The organism is Lysinibacillus sp. RS10 (assembly GCF_041956855.1).
GTDB classification, from domain to species: domain Bacteria; phylum Bacillota; class Bacilli; order Bacillales_A; family Planococcaceae; genus Lysinibacillus; species Lysinibacillus xylanilyticus_A.
Window position 1 is genome coordinate 2,305,389 of the sequence record NZ_CP167122.1, and the last position, 16,673, is coordinate 2,322,061.

A 16,673-nucleotide genomic window follows, 5' to 3' on the forward strand; every position below is an offset into this window, starting at 1 on the left:
TGTTGTTCCAGATGAAGTGCAAAAGAAAATAATTTCCGATAATAAGCTCCAATTAATCAGTGATGGAAAAGACTTTTTACATTGTTGTTTATTCGAAAGGGATTGCACATGCTGATTTGGAGATACAGTGTGATATATTAAAAATAAAATTCGAAGAAATGAATCTATCCAACGATGTTGCTGAACAATATGTTTATAAAATTACAAAAGACCCTGAGCAGGAAATTATCGAGGTGTATATAAACGGCAAGTCCACACATTTTGATCATGTAATAACAGGTTTATAGGAAGAATAAGCCTAACGAAAAAAACCGAAACCCCCTTAAAGGAGATTTCGGTCTTTTTGCTAAAGATTAATAAAATACTTTATCAACATTGTATTTAGCACGGAATGAATTAATCGCGTATGTTTCGTAAATTTCACGTTCCATTGGATCTTCCACTTCATACACTTCAATTTTGAAAATTTCATTACGATGATTTTTCATCGGTGACACGTTGTCCTCAAAATGCTTTTTAATACGTTGACGAATTTTACGTGCTTTACCTACAAATAATAGCTCGTTCTCTTCGTTGTAGAATAAGAAAATGCCACCATTTTCACGTGTGATTTTATGGAAATCAATAAAACCATGGTATGGTGTGATTGGTACATCACCTGGCTTTAAATCTTGTTCGCGTTGGCGAATCACTAAATCTGGTTTTGGAAATTCAATTTTAATCAAACTTTTCACGTTCCTCTCTATTACTAAAGATATATGGTAACATAATTACGGCTTGTTTACCATAATATTTCATAGCGTCAACATGATTTGCATCAGGATTAGTGTTCATCAATTTAGAGAAGAACATGCATGTTAATTACAAAATATTCTATGTATTATTGATATTCTTAATTGTTCATGTTACAATTCTTTTTAATTAAATAATCTTATCAAGAGAAGCTGAGGGATTTGGCCCGATGACGCTTCAGCAACCTCTAACAAATGTTAGAAAGGTGCTAATTCCACCAAAGGATTTGTCCTTTGAGAGATAAGAGTGAACGTGGTTAAAATCCCTCTCATTCTATCTCAAATGGAATGAGGGGGATTTTTTTAATTTAGATCGACTTATAAAATTCTTTATATGTAGAGAAATACAAGAGAGGGGAATGCAAGATGCCAATTAATATTCCAAAAAATTTACCAGCTGGAGAACATTTACGTGAGGAAAAAATCTTCGTCATGGAAGAGGATAGAGCGAAAACTCAACAAATACGTCCGTTAAATATATTAATTTTAAATTTGATGCCAGAAAAAGAAAAAACGGAGCTACAATTACTGCGCTTACTCGGTAATACACCTCTACAAGTTAATATAACATTTTTAAACACAGCCACACATGAATCGAAAAATGTGAGCAAATCACATTTACAGCTATTTTACACGACCTTTCATCAAATTCGCCATCGTCGCTATGATGGCATGATTATTACGGGTGCGCCAGTTGAAAAAATGTCTTTTGAGGACGTGAACTATTGGCAGGAAATTGCAGAAATTATGGATTGGTCCAAGGAAAACGTGACATCGGTCCTTCATATATGTTGGGGCGCACAAGCAGCGTTATACCATCATTACGGTATTGGCAAAATTGAGCTCCCTGCTAAATGCTCAGGTGTTTATTCTCATGTCATTACGGATTTAACCGTGGATTTAGTTCGAGGCTTTAGCGATTTATTTACGGCCCCACATTCACGATATACTTCTGTTTCTATTGACGAAGTACGCAACCATCCTGATTTACGATTACTATCTTACTCAGGAGATGCTGGTGTCTTTATTGTGCAATCGAAGGATAATAAAAACATTATGATTACAGGACATCTTGAATATGATGCGACTACATTAGCAGATGAATATAGTCGTGATGTCGCAAAAGGTTTGGATATTGAGGTTCCAGTGAATTACTTCCCAAGTGATGATCCATTAAATGAACCGATTAATACGTGGCGTGCCCACACTCATTTATTATTTTCAAACTGGTTGAACTACTATGTTTACCAAGAAACACCATATGAATGGGATTTCGTTGATGAACTTGAATATCATATTTAGTTCATGTGTTCTGTAAACACTTAAATAAAATGATGACCTTGATCATATCAGGGTCATCATTTTTTAAATCCAAATATGTTGTTAGTTTTCTGACGGGTTTTCATTGGCAGATTCATTTTGACCTTTTGTAGTATTTCCGCAATTGCTATTAGTTTCATTCTGTATAGCATTTTGACTGTTGCTATTACTAGCATTATTAGAGGCATTTTGATTGTTATTATTACTTGCATTCGTAGTAGAATTTTGGCTGTTGTTATTACTAGCATTATTAGAGGCATTTTGATTGTTATTATTACTTGCATTCGTAGTAGAATTTTGGCTGTTGTTATTACTAGCATTATTAGAAGCATTTTGGTTGTTGTTATTGCTTGCATTATTAGAAGGATTTTGGCTGTTGTTATTACTTGCGTTATTAGAAGCATTATCGCAATTGCAATTACTTCCATTCTGTACAGCATTTTGGCTGTTGCTATTGCTAGCATTATTAGAAGCATTTTGGCTGTTGCTATTGCTAGCATTATTAGAAGCATTTTGGCTGTTGCTATTACTAGCATTATTAGAAGCATTTTGGCTGTTACTATTGCTAGCATTATTAGAAGCATTTTGGCTGTTGTTATTACTTGCGTTATTAGAAGCATTTTGGCTGTTGTTATTACTTGCGTTATTAGAAGCATTTTGGCTGTTACTATTGCTTGCATTATTAGAAGCATTTTGGCTGTTGCTATTACTAGCATTAGTAGAAGCATTTTGGCTGTTACTATTGCTAGCATTATTAGAAGCATTTTGGCTGTTGTTATTACTTGCGTTATTAGAAGCATTACCGCAATTGCAATTACTTCCATTCTGTATAGCATTTTGGTTGTTGTTATTACTAGCATTATTAGAAGCATTTCCGTTATTACTACCACTTGCATTCTGTGGACAACAATTACAGTTTGTAGCATTTTCATTCCCTTGATTACCATTAATCTTACGAATTTTTGCGGCGATAAGTAGAACAATCGGTAACAAAACTGTTACAACACCAGCAAACAAAGGAAAAATTTCTTTATTATAAATATTTGAATGAACGATATTAGGATGAATAATTTGCGAAAAGCCAATAATTGTCATCCCGATTGGCACAATGAGCGGACGATGATCTTTGATATTACATATTTGTGCTATGCCGATAACGGAGGCATAAAAATACATAAACGTTTTAATAAAAATGGATATGATCCACATGGCTGCCATAATAACTTCAATGCGCTGCAAAAAATTCCCGATTGAAATTCTTTGGGCTAATGCATAGCTAGGAAATGTCCGATTAGAGGTGAGTGCTGGACCTAGGACAAGGATACATAGTGTGACGATGGTAATTAAAACAATGCCTCCAATAATTGTGCCGATATAAAATCCTTTTTGTGCTGATTTATGAACGTTGACAGCGGAAGGGAAGAGTATTAATAGCACGGCAAGAGGGAATGAAAAAATACTCATAAATCGTATAATACTTATTAATAATGATTTTTTTGATGTTTCCAATACTGGCTGTACATTTTCAAAATTGATTAATGGTGATATGAAAACTACAAAAAAAATAAAAATAAAGATAAACACCGGAAAAAGTATTTCTGCTGAACGTGCAAAGACTTCGATTCCTTGGAATGCAGCATAAATGATGATAATGCCAAACAGCAATGAAAAAGCTATTGAAGGCGACTCTGGCATCACTTCCGTAGACATAAAAGTCCCAATAAAATATAATAATTCACCTGCAGAAAAAAAAGTAAGAAGGATAAAACCCATTGCGGTCAGTTTTCCGAAAAAACGACCCAGTATTTTTTCATTCGCTTCTATAAATGTAAGTGTGGGGGTCTGATTTCCTAAAGAAACGAGTAGCTTCACTAAGAGTAAACTTAAACCGACACCGATAATAGTTGCGATCCATGCATCTTGCTTTGCTGCACTTGTTACACTTGAAGGGATAATTAAAATGGCTGTACCAATTGAAAAAAGAAGAGTAATGATTGTAAATTGTCTTGAACTAATGATTTCTTTTTCCATCATGAATTACCCCTTCTTTTTTTAGTTACTTCTTTTATTTTGACAGTGAGACAATGAAATCTTTAATTGGAGTAAAGATAAAGGTAATCAAGTCTATTGGGCTTGGAATTTTGAGATTTAAAGCAATGCTTATATTTATTGCAGTACCGATCAATAAAAAAATCGAAAAAATAACAATTGTTTTCGTTTCGTTATTTTTTTTAAGTTTTGGAATAAAAGCAAAGGCAATAACAATTGAAATAATGAGTATGAAAATTGTTATTGTCATAGCTTATTCCTTCTTTTTCTTATTCAATAAGGAATTTTGCATTGTTCCTAGTCCTTTTGTTTTGACATTTACTTCAACGTTAACCGGTAGCTCTTGGAATATGGTTGGCCAGTCATCTTTGTTTTTTTTCCATTTTTTTGGATCTGTCCGGTGTAGTTCCTCACCAAACCCAAAAATATCAGCTCGATAAGTTTGCTGAACTGTACTGATTGTTTTTTCGATTTGTTGTTGGATCACTTCTTCTGTTTTTTTATTTACGTAATCAATCCACTTAGGGGAGGTTAGGTTAATAGTACATTCAACTTCTCCGACATTTTGCTCAACATCTATACGAACATCAATTTTTGGCGTACCATTTTCAAACTTACCCTTTATTTTTGTCTTTGATTTCGTAATTTCTGCTGCTAATGTACCTCCCTTAGGACAAGCAATAATTTCAATCGTACTTTTTATTTTGTCACTTAAAAAACTTACGCTTTTACTTTCTTCTTCTGTTAAAAGCCCAATGTATTTATCTTCTTTGAATACTGCTAATCCGGCATACTTTAATACCACTGGCGTTTTTACTTTATCAACATTGGTTGCACCCATTCCTAATGTCGCATCTCCTTTTATTTCAATGGCAGAAAGGATTGGACTTGTTTCAGGACTACTTAAAGTACTTACTAATTCATCAATATTAATGGAAATCGTTGAACCCCAAGCTTTTTCAGATGTATTAAGTGAATTGATCAATTTATTGGCAGGCACTTTTTCAATAGGTGTTAATATATTTAAGACTTCTTTTGCAGTTGCCTCGTGAGCGATAATAACATTGAAATCATTTCTGAATTCATGATCTCTAGAGATTAAATCTAATGCCTCACTAATTCCTTCTTTCGCTAATTCGTCCCCAAGAATAACTACTTGTGTATGGGCAAAATAAATCTTCCTAGTCGATAATGTTGTCATTTTTCGAATAGCCTCGAAGATCGTTTTGCCCTTTGCGTAATTGGTAATAACAGGTGATCGACCGCTAGAAGGGGCTTTTGATGAAATTTCACCAGGAACCACAATTTGAACAGTGACTTCAAATTCATCGTCTACTTTATCTATTCCTAGTGCAGAGACAATTGCTAATTCATTGAGTTCACGTTTACTCCAGCAACCACTTAAAAATAAAGTAACCATCAAAAGTAAGCATATCGTTTTAAATTTTGACATGGTCCATTCCTCGCTTGTACATTGTTAATTCCTTTTTTTAACACTAAAAAAATTATGCCCTCTAACATTGTTTTTTTGACTAATTAAACGTGGTCGAGTTAATAGGGCTCTACGAGGAAACAAGACTAAGGCATCTTTTTGATCCTTTAAGATTAATGGCCCAAATGGACTTAAATAAGGAACACCAAAAGTTCGTATGCTGCATAAGTGAATAATGATCATCATCATCCCAAACATCACGCCGAATAAGCCTAACACCGCTGCTAATATCATTAATGGGAAACGTAAAAGACGAATGGTATTCGATAAGCCATAAGCGGGGAACAAGAAACTACAAATCGCTGTTAATGCTACAATAATGACCATTACAGCCGAGACAATCCCTGCTTCTACAGCGGCTTGACCGATGACTAAAGTTCCTACAATAGACACCGCTGGACCAATAGTCCTTGGCATTCGAAGACCCGCTTCTCGTAATATCTCAAAGGCAAGCTCCATCATAAGTGCTTCGACAACTGCAGGGAAGGGGACTCCTTCTCGTTGAGATGCGATACTGATGAGCATCGGTGTTGGTAGCATTTCTTGATGGAAAGTTGTGATGGCCACATAGAGTGAAGGTGCTACTAATGCAAGGCTAATACCAAAAAATCTTAATATGCGTACTAAAGAACTAATGATCCAATGCTGATAGTAATCTTCAGCAGAGTGTAAAAAGGACGTAAAAAGAGCAGGTACAATTAACACAAAGGGTGTACCGTCCACTAAAATAGCAATTTTACCATCTAATAGTTCTCCCGCAATGACATCAGGTCGTTCAGAATTATAGACAGTTGGGAATATAGTGAATTTAGAATCTTGAATAAAATCTTCGATATAGCCACCTTCCAAGATTCCGTCAATATTAATACGATCTAATCGCGCAAGAACCTCTGCTACTATTTTGTCATTGGCAATGCCGTTTAAATACATAACCGCAACATCTGTTTTAGTGACCTCACCAATAACACGAGACTTTATCCAAAGATTTGGACTTTTAATTTTTCGACGGATTAGGGCGGTGTTGGTACGTAATGTTTCTGTAAAGGACTCGCGCGGACCTCTAATAACCGATTCTGTTGATGGATCAGTAATAGCTCTATCTTTTGCGCTTTTTGTACTTGTCACGATGCCTGCCGAAACACCATCTAATAGGATGACTGTATCTCCATTCAAAATAGAATTGTAAAGTGTTGAGAAATTCGAAACTTCATTGACATCGCCGACTGTTAAACAAGTTTCTTTTACATATTGTTTTATATTCTCTACGTCGGGGTTAGGAGCTTCTTCAACTTCTTGCATCAGCTTATCAATCACAGAATCAGAAATGGTTGTTTTATCGCATAACCCGTCAATACTGATCATCACCATCGCATGTTTTTCAGCTTTACCAATTGTAATTTCACTTGTTTTTGTATTTTTTTCAGCTTTACCAATCGTAATTTCTCGTATGATAATATCATTACTATTCCCAAGTGTATGTTTAATCACCTTCATATTTTGAGAAAGGGAGCTATACAGTAGGTCATTGTTTGAATTTGATTGGGAGGTATTCGAAGCTTTAGAAATTGACATTTTTCTCCTCCTCAAGTTTGCATTTCATTACCTCTAGAATGTACAACTTTCAGAAGAGATAAACCAAGGTTGGAATTGAATTCAAATAAATCATTGGAAAAAAGAAAAGCAGTATTTCCCTCGTATAAACGAAGGAAACACTGCTTTACTTGCGATACTCATACTTTAATTCATCTATTGTAGTATCCACATCTACATGTAAATTGTGATCATTGAAAAACCATAAATCTTTTTCATCGATGTAGTAGGTAACATCGTCAAGAATTGTCTTTACACCAATTTCGATTGGTTCTTCACGAGTCATTCCAAGTGAAAAGCCTTCGTGAAAGGGACTGGAACCACCATATCTTGCATAAAAACGAATAGTATCTCCGGATTCTACTTCCATCTCTCGTTTAAACCATTGTAGGGCTTCATCTGTTAGTGCAATATTCAATAGAATGCTCCTCTCTTCGTTACAGCCATTTCACCTTAGGCTCTGTCCCATTTTTAATGCGGACAATATTTGCTCGGTGACGATAAATGATAAAGCTACATAAACATGCTACTAAAAAACCTAACGCAATATCACCTGTAACAAAATAATATACGATTGAATAAATTAGTGCTACTAAAGCGGCAATCATGGAAGTTAAGCTGACAATTTTCGTTAGTTTTAATGTAACGAAAAAAGTAATAAATAGTAAAACAAATAGAGGCCATGAATAGCCTAAGAGAACTCCTGCTGATGTTGCCACAGCTTTCCCTCCGCGGAAACTCGCAAAGACAGGGAACATATGACCAACAACCGCTATAAGTCCAAGAATTAATGCGTGAATGGATACTTCAGAAAAAACAGGAAGAGATACGAGTAATACTGCAGCTGTTCCTTTTAAAACATCCATAATTGTGACAACTATTCCTGCTTTTTTTCCTAAAATACGGAATGTATTCGTCGCCCCTAAATTCCCACTACCATGTTCACGAATATCTGTTTTATAAAAAATTTTGCCTATCCATAATCCCGAAGGTATAGAGCCGATTAGATAAGCACATAAAATAATAAGTCCATTTAGCATAGCTGGACTCCTTTCATTTATAACTTGGTACTAATAATATGTAACAAGTATTTTACACTTTTTCTCTTTAATCTACAATGCAATGAAGGAGATTTCCTAGTGTATCTTGAATTCAATACAAAAGATAAATATATTTTAAAGATTTCTATCGGTTTATCGAACATAAGTTAGGCTTTTTGACATGAGTATTTCCATCAGCCCGAGCGTCTTACTTAAAATATAGGTAAAATGGCAATTTTGTCATTCACCCGTTCCTTTGGTAGAATAGAAGTCTATCTTTAATTTCGCGGAATGGAAGAAGTACATTTTTATTAACATGCCTGAATATTTTACAGTGGGTATTGAAAAGCTTCTGTATGAAGATATTAAAACCATAATGCGGTTGACAGTTAGCAATTAATCATCAGTATTTCTGCAACTATAACTTATTGCCTTGCGTCAAGGAAATAGGACAGCTGAAGCAATAATGGCAAATGATTCTATAAAAAAGTAAAAGTTGTGAAGGATTTTTAAAATTTTTTTGGACCTGCCACTAGCTATTGACAGGAAATGCTATTATTATTAGGAAGAGAACATAAATAGAACATGCGTTTGTTTTTTTGGAGGGGAAATATTTGGCGAATAAACAGTCACCAAGCGTCTATAATGATGACGCCATTCAAGTATTAGAAGGATTAGAAGCGGTACGAAAGCGACCTGGCATGTATATCGGTTCTACAGATGGCCGTGGACTTCATCACCTTGTATATGAAATCGTAGATAATGCGGTGGATGAAGCACTGGCTGGCTTTGGTTCTCATATCATCGTCACTATTCATAAAGACCAAAGTATTAGCGTTCGAGACTTCGGCCGTGGAATGCCCACTGGGATGCATAAGATGGGGAAACCAACTCCTGAAATTATCTTTACCGTCCTACACGCTGGTGGTAAATTCGGGCAAGGCGGCTATAAAACGAGCGGTGGCTTACATGGTGTAGGTTCTTCAGTTGTTAATGCTTTATCTTCCTTTTTAGAAGTGACGATTCACCGCGACGGTAAAAAGTATCGACAACGTTTTGAAAACGGTGGACATCCTGTGACGACACTTGAAGAAATCGGACAAACAAAACAGACAGGAACACACGTCCATTTTCTACCGGATGACACGATTTTCTCTGTGACAAAATATAATTATGATACGCTTGCAGAACGTTTACGCGAGTCAGCATTTTTATTAAAAGGCTTAAAAATTGAGTTAATCGATGAACGCGAGGAAGGCAAAGGTGATGTTTTCTTTTATGAGAACGGCATTGAAGCTTTCGTTGCGTATTTGAATGAGGAGAAAGATGTACTTCACCCTGTAAAGTATGTGGAAGGGATTCAAGATGAAATTGAAGTAGAGTTCGCCTTCCAGTACAATGACGGCTATTCAGAAACAATTCTTTCATTCGTTAACAATGTTCGTACGCGAGATGGCGGGACACATGAAACGGGTGCCAAAGCAGCGTTAACGCGTGTTTTTAATGAATATGCACGGAAAATTGGTCTGTTAAAAGATAAAGATAAAAATCTTGAAGGGACAGACATTCGAGAGGGCTTAGCAGCGATTGTTTCTGTTCGCATTCCAGAGCACTTACTACAATTCGAGGGCCAAACGAAGGGTAAGCTTGGGACGAGTGAGGCCCGTTCGGCGGTAGATAGTGTTGTCTCAGAGCAAATTTTATATGTACTTGAAGAAAACGCTGAATTGTCTGCATCTCTTGTGCGAAAAGCTATTCGTGCACAGCAAGTACGTGAAGCGGCTCGTAAAGCGCGTGAAGATGCACGAAATGGCAAGAAAAGCAAAAAAGGCAGTACGATTCTTTCTGGAAAACTAACACCTGCACAATCTCGAAATGCTGCAAAAAACGAGCTGTATTTAGTCGAAGGTGATTCTGCAGGAGGTTCTGCTAAACAAGGGCGAGATCGTACGTTCCAAGCGATTTTACCATTGCGTGGTAAAGTTATTAATACGGAAAAGGCGAAGCTTCAGGACATTATGAAAAATGAAGAGATTTCAACGATCATTCATGCCATTGGTGCAGGCGTTGGAACAGATTTCTCTGTTGAGGACTCATCTTATGATAAAGTCGTGATTATGACCGATGCGGATACTGATGGAGCGCATATTCAAGTGCTGCTACTAACGTTCTTCTATCGTTATATGCGACCATTAATTGAAGCAGGAAAGGTATTTATCGCATTACCGCCGCTTTATAAAGTGTCAAAAGGTACTGGTAAAAAAGAAGTGATTGAATATGCTTGGACCGAAAGTGATTTACAAACAGCCATTAAAAAAGTTGGAAAGGGTTACATATTACAGCGTTATAAAGGTCTTGGAGAGATGAATGCTGACCAGCTATGGGATACGACGATGAACCCGGAAACGCGGACGTTAATTCGCGTAACAATTGAAGATGGTGCACGTGCTGAAAGACGTGTCACAACATTAATGGGCGACAAAGTTGAACCACGCCGAAAATGGATCGAAGCCAATGTCAACTTCGGTATGGAGGATGATTCTAATATTTTAGACAATGAATTCATCCAACAAGAGGAGGGCCAAGCATGAGTAGTACGGAAAAGTTTCAAGATTTACCTTTAGAAGAAGTAATGGGTGACCGCTTTGGTCGCTATAGTAAATATATTATTCAAGACCGCGCGTTGCCTGATGCACGTGACGGTCTTAAGCCTGTACAACGTCGTATTTTATATGCGATGTTTACAGAGGGCAATACGAACGATAAACCATTCCGTAAATCAGCCAAAACAGTCGGTAATGTTATTGGTAACTACCATCCACACGGTGATAGCTCCGTATATGAAGCGATGGTACGTATGAGTCAGGATTGGAAGGCACGTCATATGCTCATTGAAATGCATGGTAATAATGGTTCTGTTGATGGTGACCCACCTGCAGCGATGCGTTATACAGAGGCAAGACTTTCTGCCATTGCAGCCGAGATGCTACGTGATATTGGCAAGAACACCGTTGAATTTGTGCCGAACTTTGATGATCAAGATATGGAGCCAACTGTTTTACCAGCGCGTTTCCCTAATTTACTAGTTAACGGCTCGACAGGTATTTCTGCCGGCTATGCAACAGATATCCCGCCTCACGCGTTAGATGAAGTGCTAGACGGCGTTCTAATGCGCTTAGATAACCCGAATGCCACGGTTGATGAATTAATGACCGTCATCAAAGGACCTGATTTCCCAACAGGTGGTATCATCCAAGGTGTCGATGGCATTAAGAAAGCGTATGAGACAGGACGCGGCAAAATCATTGTGCGTGCTCAAGCAGCTGTTGAACCAATCAAGGGTGGCAAAGAGCAAATCGTTATTACAGAATTGCCGTATGATGTCAATAAAGCAAATCTTGTAAAGAAAATTGATGAACAGCGTGTGGATAAACGACTTGAAGGAATTGCGGAAATTCGTGATGAATCAGATCGTACAGGCTTACGCGTTGTGATTGAGCTGAAAAAAGATGTACCTGGACAAGGTATTTTAAATTACTTATTCAAAACAACTGACTTACAAGTAGCTTATAATTTTAATATGATTGCTATCCATAATCGTCGTCCGACAATGATGACATTGCCATTGTTATTGGACGCGTATATTACCCACCAAAAGGAAGTCGTGACGAACCGCTCCATTTATGATTTGCAAAAAGCTAAAGATCGCTCACATATTGTTGATGGCTTAATTAAGGCGCTGTCCATTTTAGATGAAGTCATTGCAACGATTCGTTCTTCCAACGATAAACGAGATGCGAAAACGAACTTGCAGGTGAAGTTTGATTTTACAGAAGTGCAATCAGAGGCAATTGTGAGCTTACAATTATACCGTTTAACGAATACGGATATTACAGAGCTTCGCCATGAACAGGATGAGTTAAATATACTCATCGCCAAGCTTGAAGGCATTCTGAATAGTGAAGCGAAGCTTGTGCGTGTCATTAAACAAGAATTGCTCGATATTAAAAAACGTTTTACAGAGCCACGTCGTTCGAAAATTGAACGAGAAATTGAAGAAATCAAAATTACATTAGATGTTCTTGTACCAAGTGAGGAAGTCGTTGTTACAGTCACAAAGGATGGCTATATTAAACGTACATCTACACGCTCACACGCTGCCTCGAATGGCCAGGATTTTGCGATGAAAGATTCCGATTATTTATTATATGAAGAAAACTTAAATACGCAGCATCACTTACTGCTGTTTACAAATCGAGGCAATTACATTTATCAGCCTGTTCATGAGCTACCAGATATTCGTTGGAAGGATCTTGGTCAGCATATTTCAAGTATTGTGCCGACCGGAGAAGACGAATCTATTCTTGCTGTATATGGTTTTGAGACATTCGAACAGGCCAATACGTATATTTTAACAGCTACGAAAGATGGACAAATTAAACGTTCACCTCTGGCAGATTATGCTGTAACTCGTTATTCGAAGCCGATTAAAACGATGAATGTCAAAGCAGGAGATGAAATGATTTTTGCGGATTTCCTCACAGATGAAGCGCAATTATTATTAACGACAGATACAGCTTATGCGATTCGCTTCCCAATTGAGGAGCTACCAGTAACAGGCGTCAAAACAGGCGGTGTTAAAGGAATTACGCTAAAAGAGGGAGAAGCTTTAATCGGGGTCAATATCTTGCAGCCAAATAACACTGAATATGTTGTCATTGTGACGCAACGAGGTGCTGTGAAGAAAATGAATGTAGCTGAAGTAGAGATGACAAGTCGTGCGAAACGCGGCTTAAAAGTGTTAACAGAATTAAAAGCGAATCCTCACCGTATCGTCTCTGTAGTTAAGACTACCAATGAGGAACAGCTAATCATCGAAACAGAAAAAGGTGTGCAAGAGATTCTCGATGTTCAAGCACTTACTCGAGCAGATCGCCATTCAAACGGCTCCTTTAAAGTAGATATTGCTACAGACGGTGCCATTTCACATGTCTTAACAGTTAAAAAAGAAGAGAAATAATACCAATTGATTTCATTTGAGATAACATCACCATACTTGGTGGTGTTTTTTCATGGAGGAAAAAATATTTAGAAAATTGCGCAAATGTAACGCTTTTTATATTATAATTCTATAACTACCAAAAAAAGGGGGGGCGTTCATATGAAAGACTGTTTTATTTGCAATAAACACGTTGGAAATATTGAAACTTCTGGAGTTATGATTTATGAAGACGAATATGTATATGTAGGACACATTGATCGAAATGGTAAACCTAACTATTTAGGTCATATTATGATTGACCTAAAAAGACACGTACCGACGCTTGCTGAAATGACAGTAGAAGAAGCAAAAGCATTTGGTGTCATAATGGCTAGAGTCAGTAAAGCTCTAAAGGAAGCCGGAAACGCAGAGCATATCTACTCACTTGTTTCAGGAAATTCTGTTCCGCATCTTCATATGCACCTAGTTGCTCGTTATCCTAATACACCAAAAGAACATTGGGGACCGATGGAAGTTTACGATTGGGAAGATGCACCTATGGGTGACAACAATGATGTTATTGAACTTTGTCATCGTATTAAAACATATTTAGAGAACAATCAATATGAATGATCACTTCAAAGATTTTAGTTGGGTTGGAAGTCAAGAAAACTTTGTAGATCAAGTAAACATTCAGCATATAGAACATATAATTGTGGGTCGATATGGCGGCAATTCGAATGCAGGACAATATAAGAACGAAGATGGATGCCTTGTATGGTTTAACGAAAGAGAAGATTGGGATTTCGTTATTGTTTTAGATGCACATAACACAGCAGAGAGTGCCGAAAGAGTAGTAGCATTGTTCGAAAATGAAAAATCTCATATAAGGCATTTATTGTCTATGCCGACAACTCAAAAAACTTTTAAGATGCTAGAAGAAAAGGTATTATGTATGTTTCAATCTAAGGAATTCTTATCTACTTGTCGAAATGTTAAAGGAGAAACCGCTTGTTTAATTGTTGTTAGAAAAGATAAATATATTTGGTGGTTTTCTGTTGGGGATTGTGTTCTTTATTTATTTCATCCAGAACTATCTGCACTAGGTCAATACCAAATCAATCAAAGACAATTCTATGAATGGATAGGACAAGTTAATACTTTTGAACAAGAAGTACCTTGTTACAGTGTGGGAATAAAAGAATTGAGACAAGGGGAAAACCGCTTATTTCTGACCACAGATGGTCTAATTGAATGCCCTAATGAACCATATTCAAACCCAACAACAATTGATCATGCTTTCTTTCATTCTAAAGATGAAGAAAGCATTAAATCAATGTTGAAAAACATCCAAGAAAATAATGTCAGAGATAGTACTACCATAATTTCTTGGAAAGTAAACATTCTAAAGGAAGCTACTATACCAAGTAATCAACATGCAAACAAATACTGATTAGTATGGCTAATTAGTATTTGTTTTTTCCTGTGAATCGAACCCGTTAATAGTAAGTTGCACACACTTATGGAGAACAAAAGAGACCTTTCCAAAAATCAGAAAGGTCTCTTTTTTATACTTGTTCTCAATAAATCTACAAAGACAATTTGATGATGCTGTGCTAAATATTTTTGAGAAATCAAGGGAAGTGCCGTTAACACTTTTTTATCACATTCCTACAGAAATAACATATACGTTAGCATTATAAGACGCCAGATAAAAGAAAAAGATACTTTCCTCATTCCGTAGTTCAATATCATCTTCTAAATGCTGAATAAACTTTAACGTTATCATACTATAACAGTAAAATTTTCACTCTAGATTTATTTTAGAATAATCTAGGGATCGATCAGACCTTTGATATCTGGTCTCTTTACTTTATTTTTCTGGCTTAATATAAGGAACGATTGGTGCAGTGGCGCCTACTGAAGCACCACGGATAAAATCTTGATTCTCTAAGGCTTTAAAATTATTTGTTTTGCCAGTGAGCATGACCCCTAAAATTTTCACTTCCTCAAACCGTTTATCTTTATTTGAATTTAAAAACGCTTGGATGGTTTCGTCATTTTTATTCGCATCATATTCTTGAAGTGTATCAATAAAGTCATCGTAGGCCTCTTTCGGTGAATCGGCTGGATCAAAGCCATAAACCTCTAAACCAGCAGGTCCATTACTTTCATCCGTAATTCGGGAAGTCATATATAACCATACGATGTTTAAATTGCTAGGAATTTTCCCTTGTATTTCTTGTAATGTATAAGGTTTGTTGAAAGAAACGGCAACTTCTGCAACGTGATTCTCCAGTTGCGAAATTTCGCCTAGTTCGTTTGGTACATCGTCAAAGTATTTTTGAATGGATGGATGATAAAATGTCGCTGATTTAGTTTTTGTCTGTTTATCGTACTCATAGTACTCTGTATCAGACCAATAAAACCCTGGTACTAACTCGTTCGTATCAATATTGAGGCGAAGCCAACCGTATGAACTTGTAAGCGTGCTCCATGGAACGACATAACCATTAATATTCTTCGAACGGTTTGTGATAATGTTTCCACCAAACATGGAAGAATTACTCGTTACTTGAGAGTCGATTTGAATATTAGGTTCAGCAATAGCATTATGTAAAAAAAGCTGTTCGTGCAGTCTGTTAGAACTTTTTGCTGCAAAGTAGTTACCTATTTTATAAAAAATAGGGCAGAGAAGTAGTACTACAATAATTGAAGTGATGATAATTTTTAATAATTGTTTTCGCTTAGCTTTTTTTAAAGCGTCATTTAACGAAGTTTCCATTAATATGTACCTCCTATTTTTGAGTGAATGCATTTACGTGCGCGATATAATTTTTGCTTGACGCTATCTACTTGAATATCTAACAAATTAGCAATTTCTTCATATGAAAAATCATAGTAATACTTTAAAAAGAATATTTCTTTATATTCTTTTTTTATGTCTTTTAATAAATAGAAAATCTCATCCTTATTTAGCAATTTTTCAAAGTGATCATCGATGTGTTGGAGCTTTGAATATATTTCCTCAGTGATGTAAATGTTCTTATGCTCCTTTTTCCTTTTCAAGTCAATATATTGATTAAGTGCTACTCTGAAAAACCATGGACGCAGATTACTCTCAGTTAGGTCATCCAATAGTGTGTAAACTTTGTAAAAGGTGTTTTGAATGATATCCTCTGCATCTTCTTTATTAGCTCCTTTCATTCGTAATAGTTTGAACACTTCCTCTCCTAAATGGATTAGATAGGAGGTCAGTTCATTTTCTTTTCTCATTGTTGGTCCTCCTTACACTTATACAACGAATGAGTAATCACAAATGTATACACTTACATATAAAGTTATTATAGAATAAAGGCTGTGTTTCACAGTGCCTTCTGAAATGACATTACATTAAATATGAAATAGAG

Annotated in this window: 15 protein-coding genes and 1 riboswitch; of the genes, 6 read left to right on the forward strand and 9 right to left on the reverse strand. The window is 36.3% G+C overall.

Translation table 11 applies throughout. The features are described 5' to 3' along the window. The first annotated feature begins 62 nt into the window (after positions 1-62). A complete protein-coding gene (locus ACB089_RS11825) occupies positions 63-287 on the forward strand; it encodes a hypothetical protein (protein WP_375122144.1) in 225 nt (74 codons plus the stop codon). 66 nt (positions 288-353) lie between these two features. On the opposite strand, the gene ACB089_RS11830 is transcribed toward ACB089_RS11825, so the two are convergent. Further along, entirely contained in the window at positions 354-725 is a 372-nt protein-coding gene (locus tag ACB089_RS11830) for a nucleotide excision repair endonuclease (protein WP_370044156.1), read from the reverse strand. A gap of 203 nt (positions 726-928) precedes the next feature. Continuing rightward, positions 929-1,039, forward strand: a riboswitch (SAM riboswitch). A gap of 118 nt (positions 1,040-1,157) precedes the next feature. Here ACB089_RS11830 and metA point away from each other — a divergent pair. Then, positions 1,158-2,093: a homoserine O-succinyltransferase gene (gene metA, locus ACB089_RS11835; protein WP_374966574.1), complete on the forward strand. Its 936-nt coding sequence runs from the start codon at positions 1,158-1,160 to the stop codon at positions 2,091-2,093. Positions 2,094-2,174: 81 nt separating this feature from the next. Here metA and ACB089_RS11840 read toward each other — a convergent pair whose 3' ends face one another. The 6 genes from ACB089_RS11840 to plsY all read right to left on the reverse strand — a co-directional run bounded on the left by ACB089_RS11840 (position 2,175) and on the right by plsY (position 8,282). After that, positions 2,175-4,142 carry an endospore germination permease gene (locus ACB089_RS11840; RefSeq protein WP_375122145.1) on the reverse strand — a complete coding sequence of 656 codons (1,968 nt, stop codon included), beginning with the start codon at positions 4,140-4,142 and terminating at the stop codon, positions 2,175-2,177. Positions 4,143-4,176: 34 nt separating this feature from the next. After that, on the reverse strand, positions 4,177-4,410 hold the full coding sequence (locus ACB089_RS11845) for a hypothetical protein (RefSeq protein ID WP_374966576.1): 234 nt from the start codon (positions 4,408-4,410) through the stop codon (positions 4,177-4,179). Positions 4,411-4,413: 3 nt separating this feature from the next. After that, positions 4,414-5,613 (reverse strand): Ger(x)C family spore germination protein, encoded by a 1,200-nt coding sequence (locus ACB089_RS11850; protein ID WP_374966577.1) that lies wholly within the window; start codon positions 5,611-5,613, stop codon positions 4,414-4,416. 24 nt (positions 5,614-5,637) lie between these two features. After that, entirely contained in the window at positions 5,638-7,224 is a 1,587-nt protein-coding gene (locus ACB089_RS11855; RefSeq protein WP_374966578.1) for a spore germination protein, read from the reverse strand. A gap of 145 nt (positions 7,225-7,369) precedes the next feature. Further along, positions 7,370-7,660 (reverse strand): HesB/YadR/YfhF family protein, encoded by a 291-nt coding sequence (locus tag ACB089_RS11860; protein WP_374966579.1) that lies wholly within the window; start codon positions 7,658-7,660, stop codon positions 7,370-7,372. A gap of 19 nt (positions 7,661-7,679) precedes the next feature. After that, a complete protein-coding gene (gene plsY / locus ACB089_RS11865; RefSeq protein WP_374966580.1) occupies positions 7,680-8,282 on the reverse strand; it encodes a glycerol-3-phosphate 1-O-acyltransferase PlsY in 603 nt (200 codons plus the stop codon). A 614-nt stretch (positions 8,283-8,896) separates the two neighbouring features. On the opposite strand from plsY, the gene parE reads away from it, so the two are divergent. The 4 genes from parE (at position 8,897) to ACB089_RS11885 (ending at position 14,716) form a co-directional block, all read left to right on the forward strand. Then, positions 8,897-10,873 carry a DNA topoisomerase IV subunit B gene (gene parE, locus ACB089_RS11870; RefSeq protein WP_374966581.1) on the forward strand — a complete coding sequence of 659 codons (1,977 nt, stop codon included), beginning with the start codon at positions 8,897-8,899 and terminating at the stop codon, positions 10,871-10,873. Beyond that, the gene (gene parC / locus ACB089_RS11875; RefSeq protein ID WP_374966582.1) at positions 10,870-13,302 is read left to right on the forward strand and encodes a DNA topoisomerase IV subunit A; all 2,433 of its coding nucleotides are present in this window, start codon (positions 10,870-10,872) and stop codon (positions 13,300-13,302) included. The genes parE and parC overlap by 4 nt, the downstream gene beginning before the upstream one ends. Before the next feature lie 141 nt (positions 13,303-13,443). Continuing rightward, complete coding sequence (locus tag ACB089_RS11880; protein WP_374966583.1) at positions 13,444-13,896, forward strand: HIT family protein; 453 nt, start codon at positions 13,444-13,446, stop codon at positions 13,894-13,896. Next, positions 13,889-14,716, forward strand: a complete 828-nt coding sequence (locus ACB089_RS11885) for a protein phosphatase 2C domain-containing protein (RefSeq protein WP_374966584.1) — start codon at positions 13,889-13,891, stop codon at positions 14,714-14,716. The genes ACB089_RS11880 and ACB089_RS11885 overlap by 8 nt, the downstream gene beginning before the upstream one ends. A 420-nt stretch (positions 14,717-15,136) precedes the next feature. Here the strand turns inward: ACB089_RS11885 and ACB089_RS11890 are convergent, their stop codons facing one another. Both ACB089_RS11890 and ACB089_RS11895 read right to left on the reverse strand, forming a co-directional pair. Continuing rightward, on the reverse strand, positions 15,137-16,048 hold the full coding sequence (locus ACB089_RS11890) for a sigma factor regulator N-terminal domain-containing protein (protein ID WP_374966585.1): 912 nt from the start codon (positions 16,046-16,048) through the stop codon (positions 15,137-15,139). After that, entirely contained in the window at positions 16,048-16,539 is a 492-nt protein-coding gene (locus tag ACB089_RS11895) for an RNA polymerase sigma factor (RefSeq protein WP_374966586.1), read from the reverse strand. Before ACB089_RS11895 ends, ACB089_RS11890 begins: the two co-directional genes overlap by 1 nt. Positions 16,540-16,673 lie beyond the last annotated feature (134 nt).

What these genes read in the sequence shown, in the direction of transcription:
- ACB089_RS11890 (WP_374966585.1), bottom strand. Translation starts at nt 16,048, where the DNA reads ATGGAAACTTCGTTAAATGACGCTTTAAAAAAAGCTAAGCGAAAACAA.
- ACB089_RS11850 (WP_374966577.1), bottom strand. Translation starts at nt 5,613, where the DNA reads ATGTCAAAATTTAAAACGATATGCTTACTTTTGATGGTTACTTTATTT.
- ACB089_RS11880 (WP_374966583.1), top strand. Translation starts at nt 13,444, where the DNA reads ATGAAAGACTGTTTTATTTGCAATAAACACGTTGGAAATATTGAAACT.
- ACB089_RS11825 (WP_375122144.1), top strand. Translation starts at nt 63, where the DNA reads ATGGAAAAGACTTTTTACATTGTTGTTTATTCGAAAGGGATTGCACAT.
- plsY (WP_374966580.1), bottom strand. Translation starts at nt 8,282, where the DNA reads ATGCTAAATGGACTTATTATTTTATGTGCTTATCTAATCGGCTCTATA.
- ACB089_RS11840 (WP_375122145.1), bottom strand. Translation starts at nt 4,142, where the DNA reads ATGGAAAAAGAAATCATTAGTTCAAGACAATTTACAATCATTACTCTT.
- ACB089_RS11885 (WP_374966584.1), top strand. Translation starts at nt 13,889, where the DNA reads ATGAATGATCACTTCAAAGATTTTAGTTGGGTTGGAAGTCAAGAAAAC.
- metA (WP_374966574.1), top strand. Translation starts at nt 1,158, where the DNA reads ATGCCAATTAATATTCCAAAAAATTTACCAGCTGGAGAACATTTACGT.
- ACB089_RS11855 (WP_374966578.1), bottom strand. Translation starts at nt 7,224, where the DNA reads ATGTCAATTTCTAAAGCTTCGAATACCTCCCAATCAAATTCAAACAAT.
- ACB089_RS11895 (WP_374966586.1), bottom strand. Translation starts at nt 16,539, where the DNA reads ATGAGAAAAGAAAATGAACTGACCTCCTATCTAATCCATTTAGGAGAG.
- parC (WP_374966582.1), top strand. Translation starts at nt 10,870, where the DNA reads ATGAGTAGTACGGAAAAGTTTCAAGATTTACCTTTAGAAGAAGTAATG.
- ACB089_RS11845 (WP_374966576.1), bottom strand. Translation starts at nt 4,410, where the DNA reads ATGACAATAACAATTTTCATACTCATTATTTCAATTGTTATTGCCTTT.